Consider the following 24,901-nt stretch of genomic DNA (forward strand, 5'->3'; position numbering starts at 1 on the left):
CCGGAACAACCACCAGCAGCGGAAAACGCTTGGGCACCCTGTATCAGGCCAACGCCAATTGGACGCCGACCGCTAACGTTTCCGTTGACCTCGACTATTTGTTCTACGACATCGGTTCGGCGATCAAAAGCGCCGGCGGCAACAACTCGCAAATACTGGTGCTGCGCTCCACGTTTCGCTTTTAGGCATCAAGAACATCCGGCAGGAACGCCGCTCGGCAATTCATTAAATTTGCCGTCGACAAAGACGTTGACTGCGCGCACCAGATTGATATCGGTGAATCATCGAGGCTTTCCGACAGTAAGGTGCTTTGGCCTCGATGTTCACCTTGAATACAAGCGTTTTAATGGATCACCCTCAAATCCATCTGATACGGTTTTTTTTCGATCACCTGAGTCTTTTTCGTCAACCAACAGTCTATAAAGTGCATGCCCGATGTTCTTTCAAACAACAAAAAGCAGCCAACTAGCTTTGGCTCTTTGGCACACTGACGCGCTCAAGAATTTAGACCATCCCAGGATCAACAATAGAACCCTGCTTATCAGAAAAAATGGGACAAATAACTATTCAAATGATATGGAGATGGCCGCTGTGCGAAAGCTTGGCTTGGGCTTCCTGGTAACTGGCATTTTGGGGCAACTATCAGCACTACTATGGACCTACATGTCCACAGGACCCATTTGTCAAAATAACGTCGACAATTCATACATCCAGCAAAAAGTGACAAAGTTCGAACAACTCATCGATGACACCGCTAATAAAGTTGTGACAGAGCTCAGTACAACACATTCCGACGGGCTCACGCCCCTTGCGAAAAACGGATCCCACATACCCGATTCAACGGAGGCTGACGCCGTACAGTTTTTGCTCGAAAAGCCAGACGAAACTCCAGTACTTACGCTGCCTTCATTGCCCGTACAGGCACACAAATGGACGATTATTCTCAGCGGTCTGATCACTTTTACCGGCCTGCTCTTGGCCGTATTCGCCCGCAAAAAAACCATTGATCCGCAATGGCACGTCTTTCGCACCGTGCCAGGCTCGCTAATCACGCTGGAACGCCAGTGTTTGACGTGCGGCGGCTTCATTTCCCACACTGCAAAACCCGCTTCAGCCACGCCGTCATCCGGCTTGTGGGTGATCGAAATAGCGTTGAACACACCCAACCGTCATCGCGCCACAAAAGCCATCAAGCAGCTGGAGTTGCCGGTAGCACGTAAAGAAAACAACTTTGTCGTCATCGGCCCGTATAAACAGAAGCAGGACGCGGCTCGAGTCGTGAAAGAGTTGAGTGAAAGTCATGGCGTTAGAGGATGGATGATGGCGGGAAATTGACATAGCCCGATTTTGCACTGGGCCGACCTCGAACAAACGGCTACTTATTTATGACACAAGAGCGCATTCATGATCGCAAAAGAACTTAGGGCCGAACTCGCCCTGAAGAAATTCCTGGCCGCCAACTTATGGATCCAACTTGAACTCAGCGAGCTGAACTACAGCCTCGCTGAAAACTGCGGGCTTTCGCCAGAAGAATATCGCCTGAAATTTCTGCAAGAAGCATTTGAAGCAGAAGCAGACGCTCACGACTGCGATTGCTGGGACTTCATTCTGCAGTGGGTGGCCGACACTAAGGAAGAGCTGGAGTTGATGCGTGAAGAACGCATGAAAGAGATTTATGACTTTCTGGACGATTAGTAGACCCTACAACTTTCGCAGCCTATACAAGCCGCCAGTTTCAAGATGAAAGACTAACTTCATAGGCGGGAGGGTTGCCCAATCCCCCCGCCCTCCTCTCGGCTCAAACCGTCGCATAACAATCCACTACACGCCGATATTGGCTGGGAGAAGCTCCGATATGTTGACGGAAAAACCGTGTGAAATGACCTTGCTCGGAGAACCCGAGGTTCTCCGACAACAGGCCCAACGTCCCACTGCGCTCTCGCTCCAGCCAGGCAAAAGCCCGGCGCATGCGCGCGTCGTTAAGCAACAGGGTCGGCGTCATGCCGGTATCTTTCTTGAATAGCGCAAAGAAGTGCGCCCGAGACAGACCACAAGCCCGCGCGGCATTGTCGATCGGGTTCGGATCATCGAGGTGCTCAAGCAACCAGGCGGTGCCACGGCGCACGCGTGCGTCACGGAACTCAGCTGAGTTCGGCGCACCCAGTAGCGACAAATGCCGCCAGCTGGAAAAGTCCTCGATCAGTTCGATCAGGAAGTCGAACAGCATGAATTCCATGCGTTCTTTCGGCACGATCCCGCAGCCATGCGCTTCGGCGACCAGGATGTCGGCCAAGGTGCGATTACGACTCGACAACTCGATGCACGACTGGGCAAAAAAGTCCGGCCGACCGCTGAGCGCCAGCGACTGCTGGGCAGTAGCCAGCCAGGCGGGCTCGATGTAGAGCGCCAGGATGACGGTGGCACCGGCACCCGGCTGCGGATCGTAGAAATGCGGCTCCCAGGCGTTGACCAGCACCGCCGTGCGATCACTGAGCGGAACCCGCCGACCGTTGACGTTGAAGTAAGTGTCTTCGCCAGACACTTTGACCAGCACATGGCATTCGGAATGGGTGTGGGTGACCAGCGAACGATCCATATTCAGCAAGGCGACCCGGCCAAACCTGCCGTGGAAAACCCGTTGGGCAATCGACATCAGATTCCTCCGCTCGCTAGAAGCGATATTGTTTTCGGCCACAATGCAGGATTATCGCGGCGTCTATGTGTTTCTGGACCCCGACGGTCACTCAATGGTTCAGCAACACGTGGCTGGCTACTATCGCGCGCGAAGGATTGAGGGTCTACCTCGACTTTCGCAGCCCCCACGCTCATCGGATAAACCGCCTTACAAGGCATCGCGTTCTTTCCCGTGATAAACGCGCAGGATATCGGCCACCACCGCCAGAGCGATTTCCGCCGGGGCCTTGCTGCCCAGATCGAGGCCGATGGGCATGTGCAAACGGGCAATCTGTTCATCCGTCAGACCACCGATGCGTTTGAGCCGCTCGGCGCGTTTAGCCGAGGTTGCCTGAGACCCCATGGCGCCGATGTAAAACGCTGGAGTGTGCACCGCTTCCATCAGCGCCAGATCATCGATTCGCGGATCGTGAGTCAGTGCCACCACCGCGGTCGCCGCATGGCAACCACCGGCGGCGATGAACATCGAGGGCAGCACGCGTTGCATCTCCACGCCTTCGAGCTGGATATGCAGCATCTCTTCCCGGGGGTCGCAGGCGATGACTTCGCAGCCGATGGCGCGGGCGAAACTGGCGCAGACTTCCGCGACCGGCGACAGCCCGGCCAGAATCAGTCGTAACGCCGGGCCAACACTGATGCGCACCGTCTCGTCGACGACTTGCACCCGCTCGCTGCCGTGTCCGGTGTCTGCGTCCAGGCGCAAGGCACCGCTACTCAGGTCGACGTGACGCAGCAGACGGCGCTGGCCGAGTAACGCCGCTTGCAGACTCTCCAGGTGCGCAGTCCATTCGAGACTGGCAGCGCGGTGCTCGACCAGCACGATCAGCACTCCGCCACAGGGCAATCGTAGACGGTGGCGTTGCTCGACGCTGTCGCCATAACTGACGATCTGCGCCGGTTCGCGTAATTCACCGCGCGCCAGGCTGTCGAGAAACTCCTCTTCGACGCAGCCACCCGACAGCGAGCCGACGTGTTCGCCCGTGCCATTGGTCACCAGCATCGCACCCGGCGCACGCGGCGCCGAGCCATAGGTGAAGAGCACCGTGCACAGCCACTGGGCCTGCCCGGCGCGAGCCCATTGCAGGGCCTGGTCGATCACCTGAACATCAAGATGACGCATGTTTTCTGTACCTCAAGCAAAGCGTGGTGCTGCATGCGGGGTTACGTTTACGGTAACCTTCGAGCAATCTTGTTCAATCGTTGATTTAACATGTCGCCACAACAGTTTTTGCAACTTGGGCCGCTGCGCCTGGAATATCGCCAACGGCCTCCGGCTGACCCGTCGCGACCGACGCTGGTGCTGTTGCACGAAGGCCTCGGCAGCGCCGACCAATGGAAAGACTTCCCCCTGCGCCTGGCCCAGGCCAGCGGTTGCGGTGTGGTCATTTACAGCCGTCAGGGTTATGGGCAATCGAGCCCGGTAAGCCTGCCGCGTCCGCTGAACTACCTGAGCAGCGACGGCCCTCGTGAACTGCGGCAATTGCTCGATGCCTTGCAACTGCCGCAAGTGGTCTTGCTCGGTCACAGTGACGGTGCATCCATCGTCCTCGCCTATGCCGCCGCCAACGATCCACGCGTGTTGGGCAGCATTGCACTGGCGCCTCACGTGATTGTCGAGACCGAGAGCCTCGATGGCATTCGCCATACCACTGAAGTTTGGCATCAGGGCGGATTGCGCGAACGCCTGGCACGCCACCATGGGACCAATGTCGACGGCGCTTTTCACGGTTGGAGCGACAGCTGGTTGCACCCGGACTTTTCCTTGGACGATCTCGAAGCGCAGCTGGCTTATATCGAAAAACCGCTGCTGGTGATTCAGGGTCGCGAAGACCATTACGCCACGTCCGAGCAACTGGTGGTCATCCAGCGAGAGGTGCCTGGGCCGTGCCGCTGTGTGTTGCTGGATAACTGCCGGCACTTTCCCCAGACCGAAGCGACCGAGCGAACCTTGCAACTGATCTGCGAATTCCTGGAGCTCCTCCCCGCCTTTATTTGAAATTGCCTTGGGTTTCTGGAATCACCACGCTGCCAATCAGGTAGATCACCGACAGCCCGGCAGCGAAAATCGCCAGCACCATGGGGATCTGCGCCGGGCTGCTGCTGACCAGGGACACAAAGGTCGGCATGGTTCCGCCGAGGGCGAAACCGATGTTCCAGGACAACCCGGTGCCGCTGGCTCGCAGCTTCGGTGGTAAAGCGTTCGTTGAGGAAGATCAGAATCGGCGCGATGATCGCCCCGCCCATAAAGCCGATGCCCACGCAGTACAGCGCGGTGCGAATCAGCGAACCCGGTTCGGCGACGCCAAGGAACATCATGGGCAGGCTCACCAGGTTGATCACACCCAGCAGCATAAAGGTCTTCTTGCGACCGATCAGGTCACTCAGGTAGCCGAAGGCCAGTGCTCCGACAATTGTCGCCACCGACCCGTACATGAGCATCTGCGAAGTCTGCGTATGGGGCACGTTGGCGACCACGTTGAGCAATGTCGGCAGATAACCGCAGGCCAGGTAATACGTGGCACCGCCGCCGAACGTAATCAGTAGATTGACCAGCATCACGCCGCGGTACTCGCGACCGAACAGACGCGTGAGTGGCGACACGACCACTACCGCCGGACCCTTGGTTTTGCGGGCTTGTTGCAGTTGCTGCCAGACCGGGGTTTCTTCCAGGTAACGGAACATCACCAGACCGAAAAACGTGCTGAGCAGGCCGCAGAAGAACATGAAGCGCCAGCCCCAGACGTCAAATTCCTCCCCGGGAAAGATCTCCGACAACACCAGATAAGTGACTGACGCCAACAGCGCGCCCATGCCGGCACCGGCGCCACCGATCAACCCGGACATCAAGCCGCGATAGCGCGGCGAGATGGATTCGGTGCCGATGGTGTGAGTGGAGGCGACGATGCCGCCAACGAAAACGCCCTGAATCACCCGCAATACCAAAAACAATATCGGGGCCAACACCCCGACCTGGTGAATGGTCGGCAACGCGCCAAACAGTGCCGTGGAAATACCGACGCCGACCATCGACACCATCAACGCCCGCTTGCGGCCGTGTTTGTCGGCATACGCGCCGAAGATCGCCGAGCCCAGCGGACGCACCAGCAAAGCCACGGCGAACGAGGCATACACCGCGGCCAGCGACAGTGTCGGGGTGTCCGAGGGGAAGAACATGCGGCCGATGATCGGCGCCACGTAGAGCAGAATGAACAGGTCAAACAAATCCAGCGCCCAGCCGAATGTCGAGGCAAATGCCGCAAGCAAGGCCTTGCCCGGTGGAATCTGCGGTGTATCGATAGCGGCGCTGGTGGGTGATGCAGTTATTGTTGTTGTCGTGGTCATGGTTGCCTCACACAAACGGTGAATCGAAACGTTCTGCATCCCGGTGCGCGGGTTGCGGGTAATCAGCAGGTCAGCGGTGATACCTTGATGTGCCCTTTCAGTTTCAGTGAAGGGGCGGCAGGCCCTGCTCCGTAGGGGCGCACACCGTTGCCGACATGCTCCCGGGCCTGCTCGCCGGTACGCATTTACTCGCCGGTGAACACTGCCGCACGCTTGCTGTGAAACGCTTCGACGCCTTCCTTGAAGTCCTTGGAACTACGCAGACGGCTGTAGCAGTGACCTTCCATTTCGATCGCGACGGTCAGCGGCGCATCTTCGTTGTCGTTGATCAGTTTTTTCGCCGTGCGCTGAGCCAGCGGCGAGAAGCGGCGCAGTTCATCGACCAACGCATCGACGGTGCTTTCCAGTTCGGTATCCGGCACGACCTCGGTTGCGATACCCCAGGCATAGGCCTGGTCGCCCGTGATGCGTTTGGCGCGCATCACCATGTGTTTGGTGCGGGTGATGCCGATGATTTTCTGCAGGCGTGCGGAGCCACCCGAGCCCGGGATCTGACCCAGGTTCTGCTCAGGCAAGGCGTAGCGAGTGGTTTGTGAAGCAATGCGGAAATCGCAGGCCAGGGACAGTTCGAAACCGACGCCGAAGGTGTAACCACGGTTGGCAACGATCACCGGTTTTTCGCAACGTGCCGGTGCCGCGACATTCCAGGCCAGCTTCGAAACGTGCTCCGGCGATGCTTCGAGAAAGCCCTTGATGTCGCCGCCGCTGGAGAAGTGTTCACCCACCGAGCGCAGCACGATGACGCGCACGCCTTGGTGTGCATCGAGGGCTTCGAAGACCAGGCGCAGTTGATCGCGCTGCCCCATGGAAATGACGTTCAACGGTGCCCGGTTGAGGATGATGTCGGCGCGCTCGCGGGACACATCGACTTCAACCTGGAAGCCATCGAACTGAGTGTCGAGAAATTGCTGGATCGCTTGTTGTTGCATGTGAGTGTCCTCTGGATGATTAGCTGATGGCCTTCAAGGCCTGTTCCTGAAATTGGGCCAGCAGCACGCGCCGCAGCACCTTGCCCACTGGAGATTTGGGAATCTGATCGACGAACTGGTAACGCCTTGGTCGCTTGAATTTGGCCAGGCCCGAAGCGATGCAATGGGCATCGAGGTCGCATTCCGAGACCTCGGCGCGCAGCTTGATAAACGCAGCAATGATCTTGCCCCACTGCTCGTCCGGCAGACCGACCACCACCACTTCTTCCACTGCCGGGTGCAGAGAGAGCATGTTTTCGATTTCCGCCGGGCTGACGTTTTCGCCACCGGTGATGATCAAGTCATCGACGCGTCCCGTGACGAACAGATCGCCCTCCAGATCGAAGTAGCCGATGTCACCGGTGAAATACCATCCGTCACGCAACGCCTTGGCGGTCGCTTCGGGGCGGTTCAGGTAGCCTTCGAACGCCTCGTCACTCGCCAGGTCGGCGATGATCTGGCCCTCCTCCAATGGGTTGACCTGCACGTCCACCGTTTCAGCATCGATCGGCACCACCCGCACTCGCTGGTTCATTGCGCTGCGCCCTGACGAACCGGGTTTGCGGCTGGCTTGCTGGTCGATGGTGAAGGTGTAAATCTCCGAGCTGCCGTAATGATTGACGAACAATTGCGGCTGGAACGCTTGCTCGACGCGACGCATCAAGCCGTCGCTCATCGGTGCACCGGCAAAGCCGATTTTCTCCACACTGGCGACTCGCTCGCGGGCAAAGGCCGGGTGTTCGATGAGCATGTGGTAGAGCGTCGGCACCAGGTATAGGTTGGTGACCTTTTCCCGTTCGATGGCCTGCAGCGTGGCTTCCACGTCGAACTTCGGCACACAGACAAAATGCCCGTCGATCAGCGCCATGGACAGCAACGAGCGCACGCCCATGGTGTGGTAAAGCGGCATGACACCCAGCGTGCATTCACTCTGGCGGTAGAGGTTTTGCGCTACGTGGGCAACCGCCGCGGCGCGTTCGGAACGGTGCCGACGAGGCACGCCCTTGGGCTTGCTGGTGGTTCCGGAGGTGTACAGCAGCAGTGAAAAGTCTTCGGCGTCGGCCTGCAAAATGATGCCGGAGGGGGTCTGCGAACACAGTTCCTCGAAACTCAGGTCGGTGTTGGCGGCACGCAGACCGGCGGCGATCCGTGGCAGCCTTGCGGCGGCGCTGCAACCGGCCACTGCGGTCACGGTAGCGTCGTCGTAAGCCAGTGCACGGATTTGCGCATCTTCGATGCAGTAGCCCAGTTCATCGGCAGTCGAACGCCAGTTCAACGGGGTCATGACGATGCCCGCAAATTGACAGGCCCAATGCAGGGTCGCCATCTGCCAGCGGTTTTGCATGGCTACCAGCAGTCGGTCACCGCGTTGCAGCCCGAGGCATTGCAAACCCCAAGCGGCGCTCTGGATATCAACGAACCATTCTTCATAGGTTTTCTTCAACGCACCGTCACTGACCGCCACGGCGTGCGGTCGGCGTTCAACGGCAGCGAGAAAGCTGCGTCCGAGATCGAACATTTTTGTTATACCCCTTTGTTCGTTTGGCGCTGGGCAGCCACTTCGAGCACGGCCTGGACGATGCCGGTGTAGCCCGTGCAGCGACATAAATGCCCCGAAAGCATGTCGCGTACCTGGGTCTCGTCCGGGTTGGGTACCCGTTCGAGGAAATCCACGCAGGACATGAGAATGCCCGCAGTGCAGAAGCCGCACTGCAAGGCGTGATGACGGCGAAAGGCTTGTTGCAGGTCGCTCAGTGTGTCGTCGTCGGCCAGGGACTCGACGGTCTCGATACGCCGCTCGTGCCCCTGTACCGCGAGCATCAGGCAGGAACGCATGGCGACCCCGTCCACCAGCACCGTGCAGGCACCGCAGACTCCGTGTTCGCATCCGACATGGACACCGGTGGCACCGAGGTCGTGGCGCAGGAAATCGCAGAGTTGGGTCCGCGGTTCGGCCAGCGCTTCGCGGGTGCGGCCATTGAGCTCCAGGCGAATCGGAAAGGTTTGGTCGGCAGTTACACGCATGTTCAGACTCCTTCGATCAGCTGATGACCCAGCTCGCGAATCAGTTGGCGGCGATAGGCAGCGCTGGCCTGCACGTCGTCTTGTGCATCGAGCGACCAGGCGGTTTGATTGAGCGCATCTGGCAGCGCCGCACCACGTGGAAGGCTGCGACGTTGCGGACGGTCGGCGACCCCGCCGATGCCGAGTTCGACCTGGTCCAGGCCGATGGCCGCGGCCAGGGAAACAATTGCAAAGTCGCCATGGCGCATGGCGATTTCGCGAAAGCGATAGGTGATGCCTTCGCGCTTGAGCGGAAAACGCACCTCGACGACCAGTTCATCCGCGCGCTTGTCGGTGGTGAGAATGCCCTGGAAGAAGTCGGCAGCCTCGACGATGCGCTTGCCTTTTTCGACTCGAGAACGATCTCGCCGCCCAGCGTCACCAGGCACAGCGGCAACTCGGCGCTCGGGTCGGCATGAGCCACCGAACCACAGACTGTGCCGCGATTACGCGTCTGGAAGTGACCGATCCAGGGCATCGCCAGTGCCAATAAAGGCACCTCGTCCATCAGGGTCGAACGCGCCAGCAACTGCGCCTGTCGTACCCCGGCACCTACCGCCAGGCAATCCTTGCGCAGTTCGATATAGGCCAGCTCAGCCACATGATTGATATCGATCAGCAACTTGGGTTGAGCCAGGCGCATGTTCAGCACCGCCATCAGCGATTGGCCACCGGCGATGATGCGAGCTTCCTGGCCGTACTCGGCGAGCAACTCAACCACCTGACGACGGGTGTCAGCCCGAACGTAATCGAAAGCAGCCGGTTTCATTGCGCACCTCCCTTGCCAAACAGCGCGCCAAGCGAGGCACGCAGTCGCGCCCACCAGCCGGTGGAGATGGCTTGGCCGCTGACCCGTTGCGACAGGCGAGTAAAGATTTGTCCGATGATCACTTTCGAGGCCCCTTGCAACATACGGCCGCCGACCGCGGCGACTTTGCCGCTGACCGCCACTTGGTATTGGTATTCCAGGCGTGTGTGGCCATTTTCCAGTTCGACGAAACGCACCTTGGCCTGACCCTGGGCCGAGCCCATCGAGCTGCTGCCGGAACCGGACAGACGCAATGAATGCGGAGGGTCCAGATCACTCAGGGCAACCTTGGCCTCGAAGCGCGCACGGATCATGCCGACGCCCACGGTGACGTCTGCGCGGTAACGGTTTTCGCCTTCAAGCACGAGGTCGTGACAACCGGGAATGATCGCCGCCAGCGTCTGCGGGTCGAGCAAGGTATCGAAGACCTGTTGCGGCGAGGCAGGAATCACCACCGAGTCGTTGGCCCGCAGTGCCGGTCCACCGGCAGGTGCTGCCTCCAGGTTTTCATCGGGCTCCATACCGGCGGGCCGTGGTGGCTCGTCGATCCCGATTAGCGTGCGTACTTTCGATGGCGTCAGTGGCAGACGGATGTCAGAGCGACCGAGGGCGTCGGCCACCGCGTTGGCGATGCACACCGGCGTGCTCATATTGTTGCCCTCGCCCACACCCTTGGCGCCCAGTGGGGTGAATGGCGATGGCGTTTCCATGTGCAGGATCACCGGCTCGATCACTTCCGGCGCGGTCGGCACCAGATAATCGGCGAAGGTCCCGGAGAGAAAGCTACCGTCCTCGCCATAGGCGAACTCTTCCATCAGTGCCGCGCCGAGGCCTTGGGTGAAGCCACCACGAATCTGGCCATCGACCAGCGCTGGGTTGAGCAGGCGACCGGCGTCATGGCAGGTGACGTAGCGATCGATGTGGATCTCGCCGGTCATGCGGTCGATTTCCAGACCACAGATGTCGAAGACAAAGCCATAGCACAGCGAGCTATTGACCTGATCCTGGTCGTCCGGTGCCACCAATTGCGGCGGGCTCCAGAAGGCGGTTTCGCGCAGACCGCCGCTTTCACCTTCCGGCAGCAGGCCCGGCGACCAGTGGGTCGCACCGGCAATCCGATGGAATGGCGCCACCGCCCCACCATTGACCACAAAAATCTTGCCGCCCGCGAAACGAATATCTTCGGGACTGGCCTGCAATTGCTCGGCGGCAATCGCGGCGAGGCGATCGCGAATCTTCAGCGCTGCCTTGTAGACGGCGCCTGCCACGGCACCGGCGAAGCGGCTGGAATAGTTGCCCGAGGCAATCGACCAAGCGTCCTTCTGGGTATCCAGTTCGACGTTGACCACGATGGATTCCAGCGCGACCCCGAGCACTTCGGCCACGACCTGCGCCACGGTGGTTTGATGGCCCTGCCCTTGCGGTGCCGAGGACACGTGCACACTGACGTCACCCAGCGGGCCGACGTTGATGGTCGCGGTTGCGACAGCACCGTTTTTCGGACCGGCCTTGCGCCGCTCTTCGGGCGTCATTGCGGTGGTGATGTAACCCATGTTGGAAATCGATGGTTCGATGACTGCGGCATAACCGATGCCATAGATTCGGCCTTCGGCACGCGCCTGATCACGACGTTTGAGCAACTCGTCGAGACCACCATCAGCCGCCGCCAAGGCAATGCCGGCCTGGTAATTGCCGGAATCGAGCAACGCACCGGCGGCCGCGCGATAAGGGAAGGCATCGGCCGGCACCAGGTTACGGCGGATCACGTCCAACGGATCAAGCTTCAGTTGCACGGCGATGTGTTGCAGCAGCCGCTCAAGGGCGAAATACACCTGCGGGCCACCAAAACCACGGTTCAGGCCGGAAGGGGTTTTGTTGGTCAGCACCACTCGGTTGCGCACTTGCAAATTGCGGATTGCGTAGGCACCCGTCAGGTTACCGTGCATGCGGTAGAAAGTCGCCGGTTCGGGCGCTCTCAGGTAGGCACCACAATCGTCGATCTGGTCATAACGCAAAGCGGTGATGCGGCCGTCTGCTTCTACCGCCGCTTCGATTTCGGTCACCCGATTGGTCGCCGAAGAAGCCCCCTGCAAATGCTCCAGACGGTCCTCGACCCACTTCACTGGTGCGCCGACCTTGCGTGACGCCAAGCCCATCATCACCACGTAAGGGAAAACCCCTTGCTTGATGCCAAAGCTGCCGCCGGAATCTTTCGGTGTGCGCAAACGCAAGCGGTTGCCGGGCACATTCAGTGCACGGGCCATGACCGTGTGCAACGCATAGGGGCCCTGGAAATTGGCCAGCACGTCATAAATGCCGGTGGCGCGCTCGTACTGAGCCAGCACCACATAGCATTCAATGGGTGTGCAGGAACTGCGCGGAAACTTCACTTTGAGCGAGACCTTGTGCGGCGCCTGCTCGAACGCCTGCTCCGGCTCGCCATAACGAAAGCGCCGTTCGTTGACCACGTTGCTGCCGACTGCTTCGTGCAGGATCGGTGCCTGTTCGGCGGTGGCCAGTTCGGGATCGATGATCGGTGGCAGCGGCTCGTATTCAACGCGCACACCTTCGATGGCGTCCTCAGCCAGATAGCGGCTCTCAGCGATCACCACGGCCACTGGCTCTCCGACGTAACGCACCTTGTCCACCGCGACGCACCAGTGCTCCATCGGCTGACGCACACCCACCGGGAACGGCAGCGCCCAACGCTTGATGTCTTCGCCGACGAGCACGCCGTGCACGCCTTTCATCAGCAGCGCTCTGGAAAAATCCACCGAGGTGATTCGCGCATGAGCGTGGGGTGAACGGATGATCGCCGCATGTAGCGTACCCGGAGGGATCGCAGCGTCATCGGCATAGCAGCCGAGGCCGCGCAACAATGCGGCATCCTCGACACGGGTCTGACGGGCGCCGATGTGGCCGGTCTGGCTTTCGGTAGCAGGTTGGAAACTAGTCATTTTTTTCGCGGCTCTTGTTGTTATGCAGCGCGATTGCGTTAGAGCCGAGTGTGTGAGAAAGGCGCAGGGAGCGCCTTGCCTGGGGAGAGGGAGTTCTGCGCTGGGGTCTGAAAATTTGCCTTAGCGTCTGATTTTCAGGACTGAGACCAGACAGAATTGCCGGTCAGGGATGGGATGCGGGATGGCTCAGGAAAACTTCGATTTCTGCATAGGGCATCGGTTTGGCAAAGTAATACCCCTGAAAAACATCGCAGCGACTGCCCTTCAGGAAATCCACCTGAGACGCAGTTTCCACGCCTTCGGCGACCACCGTCAGGCTGAGGTGATGGGCCATGGAAATGATGCCTTGGGTGATCGGGAAAGCCGCCGATAGACTCACGACCCTATCCGAATAAGCGCCGGCTTCCGGATTCTGCGCCTCTCGCTAAACGCACGATTCAAAAAGCGTATTTAACGGACAATGCCCGTTGGCTTTTTGGCAGGCTCTGCCCAAACAACCTGGTAGGACTTGCGACAGCAAGCGTTTCAATAACTGAACGCCCCTTGGATCATCCAATCCCACCGTGTTGCAGCGATAGATATGGCCAAGCAAGTCTTCGAGGCGATGGCATTATCTGCGCCGTCGATCGTGGCCACGTTACCCGCACAAAAACGGGACACGCGGGTACAAAAGCGGGCACAAAGGTAACAAGTAACACTCCTCCCAAGTACTCCCAGCGCATCGCTAATTTCGTACATCCCTTATGAGCAGCTGCTCTCAGCCAATCCATAAATACTGGCATAGCCTTTGCTTTGTCTGATATTCATCTGATATATCAGATGAATATCAGGAGTGAAAATGCCCGAACCTACCGATTTTTCCAACCATCGCCAGCCCGCGATTGTCCCCACGAAAAGCGCAGCACAACTGCGCGAGCTCGCCTATGCACAAATCAAGCAGCGGATTATCAGCTGCGAGTTTCGACCTGGTGATGCGATCAATGAGGCGCAACTGACTGCGGCACTGGGGCTTGGTCGAACGCCGATCCATCAAGCGCTGCACCGCCTGGAAGTCGAAGGCATGGTCACGATCATGCCGCGTAAGGGCGTGATGGTTACCGCGCTGTCACTTAACGATGTGCTGGACATGATCGAAGTGCGCGTGAGCAACGAACAGCTGTGCATCAAGCTGGCGGTGGAGCGGGCTCACGACTCTGACATCCAGGCTATGCGCGACATTCTCGAGCGCACTCCCGCATTGCTGGCGAAACACGACGTAGCGGGGCTCATGGCGCTGGACCTGCAGTTCCACATGTCGATTTCTGCCGCCGCACACAATCGCGTGCTGGCCGAGCTGTTGCGCAACCTTCACGAAAAACAGGCGCGCTTCTGGTACCTGACCTTGTCGGAAAACCACCATAGCGAACGCATCTACCACGAGCATCTGCAAATCCTCGAGGCGTTGGAACAGCGTGACGGAGACGCCGCCGTCGCGGCTGTCCATCACCACATCGACGATTTCCGTCGCGCCATCATGCGCACACTTTAATCACTCATCACGAGAGCCCTTTATGACTCAATTGACATTCCACGTCGTAGGCCAAGGCGAACACCGTGCCAGCATCCAGCACCTGATTATCGCTGGCTGGGCGGGACGTAACAGCGAAGCCGTGGAGCACCACATTGCAGAACTGGAAGCGCTGGGCGTGCGTCGGCCGACTCAGATTCCCTGCTTCTACCGGGTATCCGCCAGCCTTCTGAACAACGCCGAGCGCATACAGGTCCCTGGCAAGGATTCATCCGGCGAGACTGAGTTCGTTCTGATACCCAGCGAGCAAGGGTTATTGATCGGTCTGGGTTCGGATCACACAGATCGCAAGGTTGAAAGCTATGACGTCACGGTTTCCAAGCAGATGTGCGACAAACCCATTGCCCAGCAGGTTTGGCGCTACACCGAGGTTCAGGGACATTGGGATCAATTGGTAATGCGCACCTGGCGTGTGCGCGACGGCGTGCGTGCGCTGTACCAACAGGGGTCGGTGACCAACCTGTTAGCGCCGGAAACTCTGCTGGCAAAACTCAACAGCGAAGCGTTGTTGCCAGCGGACACCGCAATGTTCTGCGGTACGCAATCGGTGATCGGCGAACTCGGCTATGGCGAAGCCTTTGAAATGGAACTGTTCGACCCCGTACTCAACCGCAGTCTGCGCCACCAGTACGGTGTCGAGCCGCTGCCTGTCGCCGAGTGAACTGAAGATGAAAGATATTGCAGAGTTCGCCCAAGCGCTGGCTGACGGCCGTACCACCAGCGAAGCCTTGGTCAAAGAAGCGTTGGTCCGTATTGAGGCGCATCGCGCGGCGGGCGGGGTTGCCTATATCAGCGTCGATGCTGAAGGCGCCTTGCAGTCTGCACGGGCCAGCGATCTGGCACGGGCCTCAGGTTATGTGCCGTCGCCGTTGGCCGGCCTCCCGGTTTCTATCAAAGACTTGTTCGATGTGGCCGGACAAGTCACTGCGGCCGGATCCAGGCTACTGGCCGATGCGCCGGCCGCAAGCCGTGATGCGCTCGTGGTCGAACGACTGAGATCGGCTGGCGCGATTTTACTGGGCCGAACCAACATGAGTGAGTTCGCCTTTTCCGGACTGGGGCTGAACCCACACTACGGCACTCCGCTCACGCCCTGTGCAGTACAGCGCATCGCTGGCGGCTCCAGTTCCGGTGCTGCGGTTAGCGTGGCACTCGACATGGCTGTCGCCGGATTGGGCACCGACACCGGCGGCTCAATCAGAATTCCAGCAGCCTTCTGTGGCCTGACCGGATTTAAACCCAGCGCCAGCCGCGTACCTTTAACCGGCACCTTCCCCTTGGCCGTCAGCCTGGACTCTATCGGCGCATTGTCACGTAGCGTCGCCGACTGCATCCTGCTCGACCAGATTCTGACGGGCGATCACCTTGATACCCGCGCCGCGCCCTTGGCGGGACTTCGCCTGGCGGTAACCCGCGATTTCGTACTCGACCAGCTCGACGCCGGCGTGGCAGCGGCCTTCGAGCGCGCCCTGGGTCTACTCGCCGAGGCAGGCGTTTGCATACGTTGGTTCGATTTTCCAGAACTGCATGAGCTGCCCCGTATCAACGCGGCTGGCGGGCTGACTGCCGCCGAAGCATGGCACGGCCATCGCCAGTGGCTCGAGGGCGACAACGCCCACTGCTATGACACGCGCGTAGCTCAACGAATCCGTCGCGGCGCGGCTATCAGCGCGGCAGATTACCTGGACATTCAAATCGAACGCCGACGCCTGATCACCATAGCCGGTGAGCGCCTGGGCGACGCCGACGCCTGGTTAATGCCCAGTGTCGCCGTGGTCCCCCCGAAGTTGGCAGACCTTACTGATGACGATGCTTTTTTCGCCACAAATGGTCTCGTATTGCGCAATACCAGCGTGATCAATTTCCTGGACGGTTGTGCCATGAGCTTGCCTTGTCAGCGCGCAGACGAACTGCCTGTCGGGCTGTCGATTGCTGGTCTTCATGGGCAGGACGCTCGTGTCCTACAAGTGTCTCGCGCCATCGAGGCACTGTTGCAAGGGAACGTCTGATGCACTGTCGTTGAACTAAGGGCGGGCCCGACCCGCCCTGTTTTCACTTACTGATTTTCAACCAAACATTCCACGGCGGCCCCCCGTGCGCCATCACTCGCCTGCTAATCGAGTTGCGGGCCTCACTGCGCAACGAATTGACGAGATAACTTATGAACAGAAGTAACGCAAGTTCAACCGTGGAGATAGATCGCGAACCGCTGGCGGATGAAGTGGCTGTCGTCTATCGCAAGATCGCCTGGCGCCTCCTCCCGTTTCTGGTGTTTCTGTTCGTACTGGCCTGGATCGACCGAGTTAATGTCGGCTTCGCCAAACTTGCCATGCTGCAGGACCTGGGCTTCAGCGAAGCCGTTTATGGTCTGGGCGCCGGGATATTTTTCATTGGTTACTTCATCTTCGAAGTGCCCAGTAATCTGCTGCTGGAAAAAATCGGCGCCCGCCGCACCTTGGCGCGCATCACCATTCTCTGGGGCCTGACCTCCATCGGCATGGCGTACGTCGAAAGCGCCTGGTCGTTCTATGCCCTGCGTTTTCTGCTCGGGGTCTTTGAAGCTGGCTTCTTCCCCGGAGTCGTGTTGTACCTCACCTACTGGTTCCCTGCTGCCCAGCGCGCAAAGATCAACGGCATGTTCATGACGTCCTTTGCCATTGCCGGCGTAGTCGGTGGTCCAATTGCCGGCTTCATAATGAGTCACATGGTGGGGGTCGGCAGCCTGGCGAACTGGCAATGGCTTTTCATCATTGAAGGTATTCCCTCGATACTCGCCGGCTTCCTGGTCCTGCGCTACCTCCCGGAGAAACCGGTGAATGCCAACTGGCTGAGCCCGGCACAACGCAAGATGGTCAGCGATACCATTGCCCGCGAAGACAGTGCGCCGGAAAAACACAGCGACCTTCGTTCCCTGCTTCGTTATCCCAAGCTGTGGTTATGCGCGCTCGTGTATTTCTGCCTGGTCAGTGGCAACGCGACCATTGCGTTCTGGACCCCCTCAGTCATCAAGTCGTTGGGCGTTGATGACAACATGAGCATCGGGCTGCTCTCCTCAATCCCCTTTATATTGGGCACCGTGGCGATGCTGTGGAACGGCTTTCACTCTGACAAAACCGCTGAACGCCGTGTTCACTGCGCTATGGCCGCCCTACTCGCAGGCCTCGGATTAATCTGCACCGGCCTGTTTATCGGCAACGCTACTCTGGCATTGATCTCCCTGACCATTGCCGCCATGGGCATTCTTGCCGCTTTTCCGGTGTTCTGGTCGATTCCAGGCGCATTCCTGGCAGGCACCGCCGCCGCTGGGGGCATCGCCTTGATCAACTGCATCGGAAATCTCGCCGGCTTCGTCGCGCCCTACATGATCGGATGGCTGAAAACCCAGACCGGCAGCCTGTCCACTGGACTGTATATGGTCGCAAGCTTTGAAATTCTGGCGGGCTTGTTACTGCTGCTGTTATTCAAAGGGATCAAGGTTAGTAAGTCGTCGACGTGAGCCGCGATCAATAACTGACCATCGGAGGGCAACGTCGACAATCGAATCGGCGTTCTCTTTCCCTGATCCCGGGTATCCATAAAGAACTGAAATATGACCCTCTACTCCCCTGCTCAATGTAGAGGGCGTGGAAGATCACAGTAAAAAGAAGGACATGTCATTGACCACTAAACCACTTGTGCCACTCCATACACTTTGGTTTTTCGAGGCAGTGGCTCGCCTAAAAAGCTTCACCAAGGCGAGTCAAGTGTTATCCGTCACTCAAAGCGCTGTCAGCAAGCAAGTGAGGAACCTTGAGAATAATCTGGAGCTTGAACTCTTTGATCGGCGCTCCGCAGACTTGAAGCTCACCGAGGCAGGGACAATGCTATTGGCGTGTGTTCAACCCATGCTGATTTCTTTGAGTAAGACCGTGGAGACTCTTCCTCGCTCAACGTGCAGTCCTGTTTTGGCAAACGACCAGTGCGCAACAATTGACGAGATCTAATAGACGATGTGCACCCACCCATTGCGGATGGGCGCACCTTAACCTCCAACAACTTGCGATCTATCAAGTCCTCTTCAATAGATCCAGTGCCACATCGACGATCTCAGCCAAGTGGCGACTGAACCCCACTTTTTGCCGCATCCAGCAACCGATGCAAGCGCAGCGCATCCTTGAATGTCGCCGCCGCATGGGTGCCTTCGGCCACATCTTGCGCATACACGTGATACAGCTCCGCCAGTTCCAGTACGGCTGACGGCAATGAAGAGGCCGGCAGGCGTTGGTAACACTCAGGCAGCGGGAGCAATTGCAGCGCGAGATTGTCGCCGTGCGCACCCTCAATCACGTAATCATCGCCGACATCACCAAAGGCTGAGCGGTTGGTGATTTTCAGGTCACCCTGATCGCCGGTAATGTCGATCTGCACGCCCGAACCGTTGCGCTTCCCGCCTTCGATATGAATCGAAATGACCGCGCCGTCTTCCAGCAGGCCACTGAGCACCAGTTGGTCTGGAGCGCTGCTCTCCAGCACTTCGCCGGTCTCCTTGATGGTGATCTTGGGGAACTGATTGACCATCAACCCTGAGACACTGGTCGGCCAATCGGTGGCGGTGAAGAGCATGTCGAGGAAGTGCCCGGCGTAGATCGCGATCACGCTGGAGAAGTTTTCCTCGGGGGCGGTCCAGCGTAGGGCGTTGGGGCGCAGGGCCTGAAAGTAGTTCATGCTGACGTGCATCCGCACCGAGCGCACTCTGCCGACGTAGCCTTGTTGCAACAGGTCTTGCAGATAGCGGTTGTGCGGCGCATGGCGGCGTTGCAAGCCGACGATATGACGCACGCCGGCATCGTTCGCCAGTTGCAGCAAGTTCTCGGAGTCAGCGGTGGTGGTGGTCAGCGGCCATTCGCAATAGACGTCTTTGCCGGCGGCGATGGCGGCGCGCACAGTTTTTTCGTGTTGGGGCGCGGTGTTGAGGACCAGGACGAGGTCAACTTCGGGGTTGTAGACCAGCGCGTCGACGGAGTCCGCCACTTGCGTGATGTCATATTCACCGGCTGCCGCTTCGGCGCGATCGCGACTGTCGCTGTACACCGCCTGCAAGTGATATTGCGGCAGCAGATCAAGCACGCGCAGGTGACCGTGGCGGGCCCAGTTGCCGACGCCGATGATGCCGACGCGAATCGGGGAGTGTGGGGTTGTCATGGGAGAGTCCTCGTAAATGATGGGCGACGAGGTCAAGTCTAGGGAGCGCGACCTTAAGGAAAAACCGGCCAAAGGGCCGAACACTGCGGACACGGACGGCGCTAATCCTCTAGCCTGAGCGGTTTGATTGTGGAGTGATTGATCCGCAGTGATCGGACCCGCGCCCCGTTTTTCCCGAGGGAGAAGATCCCTAGCATGGCTCCACTCTTTACTGTGGAGCTTTCCCATGAACGATTTACATGTTTTACCGGCGACTGCTGCGCTCGCGCGGGAGGCGTCTTCTTCCTGGCGCGACTGGCTGTCGGTGTACTCGGTGGCGCTTGGCGCCTTTGCGTTTGTCACCACTGAATATTTGCCGGTCGGCGTCCTGCCGCAGATCGCCAGCAGCTTAAGCATTACCGATGGCGTAGCGGGATTGATGGTGACCGTGCCGGGCGTTGTCGCGGCGGTGTCGGCGCCGGCGATCATGCTCGGCGCCGGACGAATGAATCGGCGGCATCTGCTGCTGTTGTTGACGCTGCTATTAGTGGTTTCCAATCTGGTGTCGGCCGTGGCGCCCACCCTGGCGATCATGCTGCTGGGCCGAGGGTTGCTGGGTGTGGCGCTGGGTGGTTTCTGGGCAGTGGCGATTGCCGCGGCCGGGCGCCTGGTCAGTGAATCGAAAGCAGCGAAAGCTACGGCATTGATCTTCGCCGGGATCACCTTGGCGACGGTGTTCGGTGTGCCGTTCGGGACATTTGTCAGCACGCTTTTTTCATGGCGCATGTCGTTCGCGGTGACCGCAGGATTAGCTTTGGTGGCGTTGGCCGCGCAGGCATTGACCTTGCCATCGTTGCCCTCCAGAGAGGGTTTGAAGACGCGCGCGTTGTTGGCATTTCTCTCACGCAGCAACGCCCGACGCAGCATGCTGTTGTTGGGCACGGTGGTGGCGGCGCACTTCACGGCGTACACCTACATTGCGCCGTTCCTGGGACATGACTCCGGTTTCTCACCGAGCGCAATCACCGCGATTCTGCTCGGGTTTGGCCTGGTCGGTATGCTGGCGAATTTCGCGATGGCCGGGACCATCACCACACATCTGCGTGCCTCGCTGGGCGCGGTGGTGTTGCTGATGGTGATCGCGCAATTGGCCTTGCCGCAGTTGCAGGGGTGGGGAGTGACCTTGGCGGTATTGGTGTGGGGCATTGCTTACGGCGCCATTCCGCTCGGTGTCAGCAGTTGGATGCAACTGACTTCACCGCAATTACCTGAGGCGAGTTCTGCGATGTTGGTCACCACCTTTCAGGTCGCGATTGCGTCGGGTTCGCTGTTTGGCGGTTTGATGGTCGATCACGCGGGTGTGGGTTCGGCACTGTGGCTGGGGGCCGGCATCGGTCTGCTCGGGCTGGCGGTGATGCTCAGCTTCGGCGTCAGCAAAGCCCCGATTGCCGAGGCCCTGCAACGCTGATTCAAACCTTCAAGATGTTGTCTTTGAAAAAATCGATCAACACTCGCAGCCTCGGTGCCGCCTGCTTCGACGCAGGCCAGAGCATCCACAGGTTGCCGGTGTGGTCGGTGTAGTCCTCCAGCACCACCTTCAGCCTGCCGTCCGCCAATGGCTGACGGATTGAAAAATCCGGCAGGCAGGCAATCCCCACCCCATCGATCGCCAGGTACGTCAGCGGATCCATCGTGGTGCAGGTCAATGCACGCGCCAGGTTCGGCTCGATGTGCGTGTCGCCAACGCGCAACGGCCAGCGCTCGATCATCCCAGTGGCCGGAAACTTGTGCAGCAGGCAAGTGTGACGGATCAAATCGTCCGGATGTGCAGGGTCGCCATTGCGTTCCAGGTACGCCGGCGACGCCACCAACTGCAACTGATAGCCACCGAGCTTGCGCGCCATCAGCCGCGAATCCTGCGGCGCACCCGTGCGGACCACCGCATCGAACCCCTCCTCGATCACGTCCACCATGCGGTCGGACATGTCCACGTCCAGCTCGATATCCGGATAGGCACGCATGAACCCGGCCAGCACCGGCATGATCAGCACGTTCTGAATCGGCACGCTGATCCGCACCTTGCCACGCGGTGTGGCGGACAACTCCAGCAGCTCCATTTCCGCCGCTTCCACTTCACTGACGATGCGTTTGCAACGGTCCAGAAACAGCTCGCCTTCGGTGGTCAGCGTGACGCTGCGGGTGCTGCGATGGAACAAGCGCACTCCGAGACGCTCTTCCATGCGCGCCACGCTTTTGCCAACGGCCGAGGAAGAGATTTCCAGCAGGCGACCTGCTTCGGTGAAGCTGCGGGTTTCGGCCACCTGGATAAAGGCCGTGATACCGCTGAGGTTGTCCATCATGGGAGGTGCGCTCGATGCTGAAGGAGGATTAACGCAGAGTAGAGACGGGGGGTGGATTTGCAAAGGGGGGATCAACGGGCCTGGCTTGTCAGTAGGGCCGAGTCACCGCCTTCACGAGCAAGCTCAATCCCCCAATTCGATCTTCATGATCGCCAGCATTACAGCCGAAAAGTCCGAAGTGTTGGGAAACACGGCCCATTTATCCACCCGGGGAAATCGCATTTACTAATGCCAAGCGCCCCAACCCCGAAAGCCCACACGGCTATCGACCCGGGCAGATATCCAATGGTTCTTCCCTTTACACTTCAAATCGAGGCAATCATGTCCAAACTTCACTCCCCAGTTAAAGTCGGCCCATTCACCTTCGCCCACCGTGTCGTATTGGCACCGCTGACCCGCATGCGTGCCGAAGATGGCGCTCGCCCTGGCACTTTGATGGCCGAGTACTACGCCCAGCGCACTTCCGAAGGCGGTTTCCTGATCGGTGAGGCCACCATCGCCGCGCCAAACGGGAACGGCTATCTCGGCGCACCTGGCCTGTTCGACGACAGCCAGATCGCTGGTTGGAAACACGTCACTGACACCGTGCACGCCAAAGGCGGCAAGATTTTCCTGCAGCTTTATCATGCGGGTCGCCAATCCAATGTCGACGTGCAGCCTGAAGACAGCATCCCAGTCGGCCCATCGGAAGTCCTGCACGGCGGCGTTGCTTACACCACCGAAGGTTGGGTCCCCAATACCCCGAACCGCGCCCTGACCATCGAAGAGATCGCAGAGCAGGTAGAAAACTTCCGCACCGCTGCCGAACGCGGCGTGAAAGCCGGTTTTGACGGCGTGGAACTGCATGGCGCCAACGGTTATCTGGTCGACCAGTTCCTGCAGGACAACAGCAACAAGCGCACCGACATTTACGGCGGCTCGTTCGAAAACCGCGCACGCTTCCTGCTGGAAGTGACCAACGCGCTGATTTCAGTGTGGGGCAGTGATCGCGTGGCGGTACGTGTCGGCCCGAGTGGCACCTGGGGTGACATGGGCGACAGCGATCCAGAAGGCCTGTTTACCTACGTAGCGCAACAACTGGCGCCGCTGAACCTTGCTTACCTGCACCTGATCGAGCCGCGCATCCTGGGCAACATCGAGGACGAAAATGCCAACCCTGCCCCCGTAGCTGCCCAGTTGATGCGCAAACACTACAAAGGCGTGATCATCGCTGCCGGTGGCTTCAACGGTGAAAACGCAGAAGCCATTCTTCAAGCGGGTGACGCCGATCTGGTGGCCTTCGGTCGCCACTTCATCGCCAACCCGGACTTGCCGGAACGCCTGCGCCACAATCTGCCGCTGAACGCTTATGACCGTCCAACCTTCTTTGGCGGTACCGAAGTGGGTTACACCGACTACGAGTTCTATAAAGAAGAAGCGACTGCGTAACGTCTGTCGCCGAGCGCGAAATGCTGTAACGGAGAGACCAAACGAAGCCCCCTCATGGGGGCTTCTTGGTTTGTACACGCAATCGACGGACTACACCCGGTTGAACGAGAGCGCCAACGAAAAACTCTCGCCTCAAGCCTGCCCCCGAGATACCCGATTACGGACATCTACGTCCGAAATGTTCGGACCTCTAACGCATTTTTCCCAACCATCGCTATCCCTACACTGGGCTCCATCACATTTGCCCAGCTGGAATACCATGAACTCGACTCAATTCATCAAAGGCAAACGGCCGCTGTATTGGCTGGCCTTAGGCACGTTTGCCGTCGGAACCGAAAGCTTCATGATTGCAGGCCTGCTTCCCGGTATGGCAAAGGATCTTGACGTCAGCGTCGGCGTGGCAGGCCAGTTAGTCACTGTATTTGCACTGGCCTATGCACTGAGCTCTCCGGTGCTGGCTGCGCTGACGGGGAATCTGAATCGGCGCAGGCTGCTGATCGGTGCCATGGCAATCGTGCAAATCGATACGCCGTACGAAGCGTACGAACGCCCGCATTCGCCGTTCGCCTTGTAGAACGATAGTGCGGACTACTGCGGGCGCATTGGCAGATTCAAAATCAAGCACTTCTATGGCATCTGGGCATGCCCATGAATGGCCTCGACGACTAATATCTTGTACTTTCTTGGACCCAAAAAATCAGCGAACCTTGCAGCGTGTTGTTCATGACGCCCCCTTACCGTCAACCGACAGATCGAGGGCCTGCCGGCCCTGTTCGAGACCGCCGGTCGTAGGTGGGCAGGACATCAGCGATTGATTACATTACGTATCAACTGAAATGCGCATCAGCGGCATTATCACAAGCGTGCTCTACCTATAGATTAGGCAGGAATTTTTTGTCTTCAGCGGCGACTCGCGTTGACTTGTTTATTAGAGAACCCGGTGACGATGCCAATTTATTTATGACGTAGCCAAGGTGTCTCTCATGATTCAGAGCATGATGAAAACTGCTTGCCTGACCACCCTTCTTATCGCGTGCGCAACAATGTCGCTCGTTCAAGCGCAACCATTGCCGCTCGGCAAACCCGGGGCTTTGTATAATGAAGACGTGGAGTGGCGTAACTTTCCAGCGTTCCCGAAAGAAGTGAAGCTGGCGGTTCTGGTCGGTGACCCTAGCAAGCCAGGCCCGTACGTTGTGCGAGTTAAAGTACCTAATGGCATAAAATTAATGCCCCATACACATCCTGAAGACCGTATCTACACCGTAATGTCCGGTGTGTTTTATATTGGTTTCGGGTCTGTATTTGATCCAGACAAGTTAGTGGCTTACGGCCCGGGCAGTATTGTAGTACTCCCCGCCAATACTCCGCACTTTCATTGGGCCAAGTCAGGAGAGTACATCTCTCAAGTGTATGGAACAGGTCCGTTAGGTCTTGAGTATATTGATAGTCATGACGACCCTCGTAATTCGTCAAAATAAAGAACCTGCACGGCG

The 24,901-nt window shown here is 58.7% G+C and carries 20 protein-coding genes and 4 pseudogenes; 13 read left to right on the plus strand and 11 right to left on the minus strand.

Annotated elements, in window-relative coordinates; all coding sequences use genetic code 11:
* From JFU47_RS05055 to JFU47_RS05065, 3 genes and pseudogenes are all read left to right on the plus strand, one after another.
* Positions 1 to 185: pseudogene (locus tag JFU47_RS05055) on the plus strand (alginate export family protein); the annotation flags it as partial.
* 250 nt (positions 186 to 435) lie between these two features.
* Positions 436 to 1,335 (plus strand): SPOR domain-containing protein, encoded by a 900-nt coding sequence (locus JFU47_RS05060; RefSeq protein ID WP_242485070.1) that lies wholly within the window; start codon positions 436 to 438, stop codon positions 1,333 to 1,335.
* A 69-nt stretch (positions 1,336 to 1,404) separates the two neighbouring features.
* Entirely contained in the window at positions 1,405 to 1,695 is a 291-nt protein-coding gene (locus tag JFU47_RS05065) for a DUF6388 family protein (RefSeq protein WP_201181544.1), read from the plus strand.
* A 103-nt stretch (positions 1,696 to 1,798) separates the two neighbouring features.
* Here the strand turns inward: JFU47_RS05065 and JFU47_RS05070 are convergent, their stop codons facing one another.
* A complete protein-coding gene (locus JFU47_RS05070; protein ID WP_201181545.1) occupies positions 1,799 to 2,653 on the minus strand; it encodes a helix-turn-helix transcriptional regulator in 855 nt (284 codons plus the stop codon).
* A 189-nt stretch (positions 2,654 to 2,842) separates the two neighbouring features.
* A complete protein-coding gene (locus JFU47_RS05075) occupies positions 2,843 to 3,814 on the minus strand; it encodes an XdhC family protein (RefSeq protein ID WP_201181546.1) in 972 nt (323 codons plus the stop codon).
* A 90-nt stretch (positions 3,815 to 3,904) separates the two neighbouring features.
* On the opposite strand from JFU47_RS05075, the gene JFU47_RS05080 reads away from it, so the two are divergent.
* Complete coding sequence (locus tag JFU47_RS05080) at positions 3,905 to 4,690, plus strand: alpha/beta fold hydrolase (protein ID WP_201181547.1); 786 nt, start codon at positions 3,905 to 3,907, stop codon at positions 4,688 to 4,690.
* Here JFU47_RS05080 and JFU47_RS05085 read toward each other — a convergent pair.
* From JFU47_RS05085 to JFU47_RS05115, 7 genes and pseudogenes are all read right to left on the minus strand, one after another.
* A pseudogene (locus tag JFU47_RS05085) lies at positions 4,683 to 6,036 on the minus strand (MFS transporter). The gene JFU47_RS05080 and the pseudogene JFU47_RS05085 overlap by 8 nt on opposite strands.
* A 185-nt stretch (positions 6,037 to 6,221) precedes the next feature.
* Positions 6,222 to 7,025 (minus strand): enoyl-CoA hydratase/isomerase family protein, encoded by an 804-nt coding sequence (locus JFU47_RS05090; RefSeq protein WP_201181548.1) that lies wholly within the window; start codon positions 7,023 to 7,025, stop codon positions 6,222 to 6,224.
* A gap of 19 nt (positions 7,026 to 7,044) precedes the next feature.
* On the minus strand, positions 7,045 to 8,583 hold the full coding sequence (locus tag JFU47_RS05095; protein ID WP_201181549.1) for an AMP-binding protein: 1,539 nt from the start codon (positions 8,581 to 8,583) through the stop codon (positions 7,045 to 7,047).
* 5 nt (positions 8,584 to 8,588) lie between these two features.
* The gene (locus tag JFU47_RS05100; RefSeq protein WP_201181551.1) at positions 8,589 to 9,089 is read right to left on the minus strand and encodes a (2Fe-2S)-binding protein; all 501 of its coding nucleotides are present in this window, start codon (positions 9,087 to 9,089) and stop codon (positions 8,589 to 8,591) included.
* A 2-nt stretch (positions 9,090 to 9,091) separates the two neighbouring features.
* Positions 9,092 to 9,897, minus strand: a pseudogene (locus JFU47_RS05105) (FAD binding domain-containing protein).
* Entirely contained in the window at positions 9,894 to 12,893 is a 3,000-nt protein-coding gene (locus JFU47_RS05110; protein WP_201181558.1) for a xanthine dehydrogenase family protein molybdopterin-binding subunit, read from the minus strand. Before JFU47_RS05110 ends, JFU47_RS05105 begins: the two are co-directional and overlap by 4 nt.
* Positions 12,894 to 13,056: 163 nt before the next feature.
* Positions 13,057 to 13,248, minus strand: a pseudogene (locus JFU47_RS05115) (EAL domain-containing protein); the annotation flags it as partial.
* 483 nt (positions 13,249 to 13,731) lie between these two features.
* Between JFU47_RS05115 and JFU47_RS05120 the strand changes: the two are divergent.
* The 5 genes from JFU47_RS05120 to JFU47_RS33490 all read left to right on the plus strand — a co-directional run bounded on the left by JFU47_RS05120 (position 13,732) and on the right by JFU47_RS33490 (position 18,443).
* Positions 13,732 to 14,421 carry a GntR family transcriptional regulator gene (locus tag JFU47_RS05120; RefSeq protein WP_201181560.1) on the plus strand — a complete coding sequence of 230 codons (690 nt, stop codon included), beginning with the start codon at positions 13,732 to 13,734 and terminating at the stop codon, positions 14,419 to 14,421.
* Between the two features lie 22 nt (positions 14,422 to 14,443).
* A complete protein-coding gene (locus JFU47_RS05125) occupies positions 14,444 to 15,121 on the plus strand; it encodes a DUF2848 domain-containing protein (protein WP_201181562.1) in 678 nt (225 codons plus the stop codon).
* A 7-nt stretch (positions 15,122 to 15,128) separates the two neighbouring features.
* Positions 15,129 to 16,469, plus strand: a complete 1,341-nt coding sequence (locus JFU47_RS05130; protein ID WP_201181563.1) for an amidase — start codon at positions 15,129 to 15,131, stop codon at positions 16,467 to 16,469.
* 152 nt (positions 16,470 to 16,621) lie between these two features.
* Positions 16,622 to 17,956 carry an MFS transporter gene (locus JFU47_RS05135; protein ID WP_201181565.1) on the plus strand — a complete coding sequence of 445 codons (1,335 nt, stop codon included), beginning with the start codon at positions 16,622 to 16,624 and terminating at the stop codon, positions 17,954 to 17,956.
* 154 nt (positions 17,957 to 18,110) lie between these two features.
* A complete protein-coding gene (locus JFU47_RS33490) occupies positions 18,111 to 18,443 on the plus strand; it encodes a LysR family transcriptional regulator (RefSeq protein ID WP_201181566.1) in 333 nt (110 codons plus the stop codon).
* A gap of 103 nt (positions 18,444 to 18,546) precedes the next feature.
* Here the strand turns inward: JFU47_RS33490 and JFU47_RS05145 are convergent, their stop codons facing one another.
* The gene (locus JFU47_RS05145) at positions 18,547 to 19,641 is read right to left on the minus strand and encodes a Gfo/Idh/MocA family protein (RefSeq protein ID WP_201181567.1); all 1,095 of its coding nucleotides are present in this window, start codon (positions 19,639 to 19,641) and stop codon (positions 18,547 to 18,549) included.
* A gap of 226 nt (positions 19,642 to 19,867) precedes the next feature.
* On the opposite strand from JFU47_RS05145, the gene JFU47_RS05150 reads away from it, so the two are divergent.
* Positions 19,868 to 21,088, plus strand: a complete 1,221-nt coding sequence (locus JFU47_RS05150) for an MFS transporter (protein WP_201181568.1) — start codon at positions 19,868 to 19,870, stop codon at positions 21,086 to 21,088.
* 1 nt (position 21,089) lies between these two features.
* Here JFU47_RS05150 and JFU47_RS05155 read toward each other — a convergent pair whose 3' ends face one another.
* The gene (locus JFU47_RS05155) at positions 21,090 to 21,977 is read right to left on the minus strand and encodes a LysR family transcriptional regulator (RefSeq protein WP_201182261.1); all 888 of its coding nucleotides are present in this window, start codon (positions 21,975 to 21,977) and stop codon (positions 21,090 to 21,092) included.
* Between the two features lie 324 nt (positions 21,978 to 22,301).
* On the opposite strand from JFU47_RS05155, the gene JFU47_RS05160 reads away from it, so the two are divergent.
* From JFU47_RS05160 to JFU47_RS05170, 3 genes are all read left to right on the plus strand, one after another.
* Entirely contained in the window at positions 22,302 to 23,408 is a 1,107-nt protein-coding gene (locus JFU47_RS05160; protein WP_201181570.1) for an alkene reductase, read from the plus strand.
* A gap of 259 nt (positions 23,409 to 23,667) precedes the next feature.
* On the plus strand, positions 23,668 to 23,982 hold the full coding sequence (locus JFU47_RS05165; protein WP_201181572.1) for an MFS transporter: 315 nt from the start codon (positions 23,668 to 23,670) through the stop codon (positions 23,980 to 23,982).
* Between the two features lie 409 nt (positions 23,983 to 24,391).
* On the plus strand, positions 24,392 to 24,886 hold the full coding sequence (locus tag JFU47_RS05170; RefSeq protein WP_201181574.1) for a cupin domain-containing protein: 495 nt from the start codon (positions 24,392 to 24,394) through the stop codon (positions 24,884 to 24,886).
* Positions 24,887 to 24,901 lie beyond the last annotated feature (15 nt).

It is taken from the genome of Pseudomonas sp. TH39(2020), from assembly GCF_016650715.1.
GTDB lineage: Bacteria > Pseudomonadota > Gammaproteobacteria > Pseudomonadales > Pseudomonadaceae > Aquipseudomonas > Aquipseudomonas mandelii_C.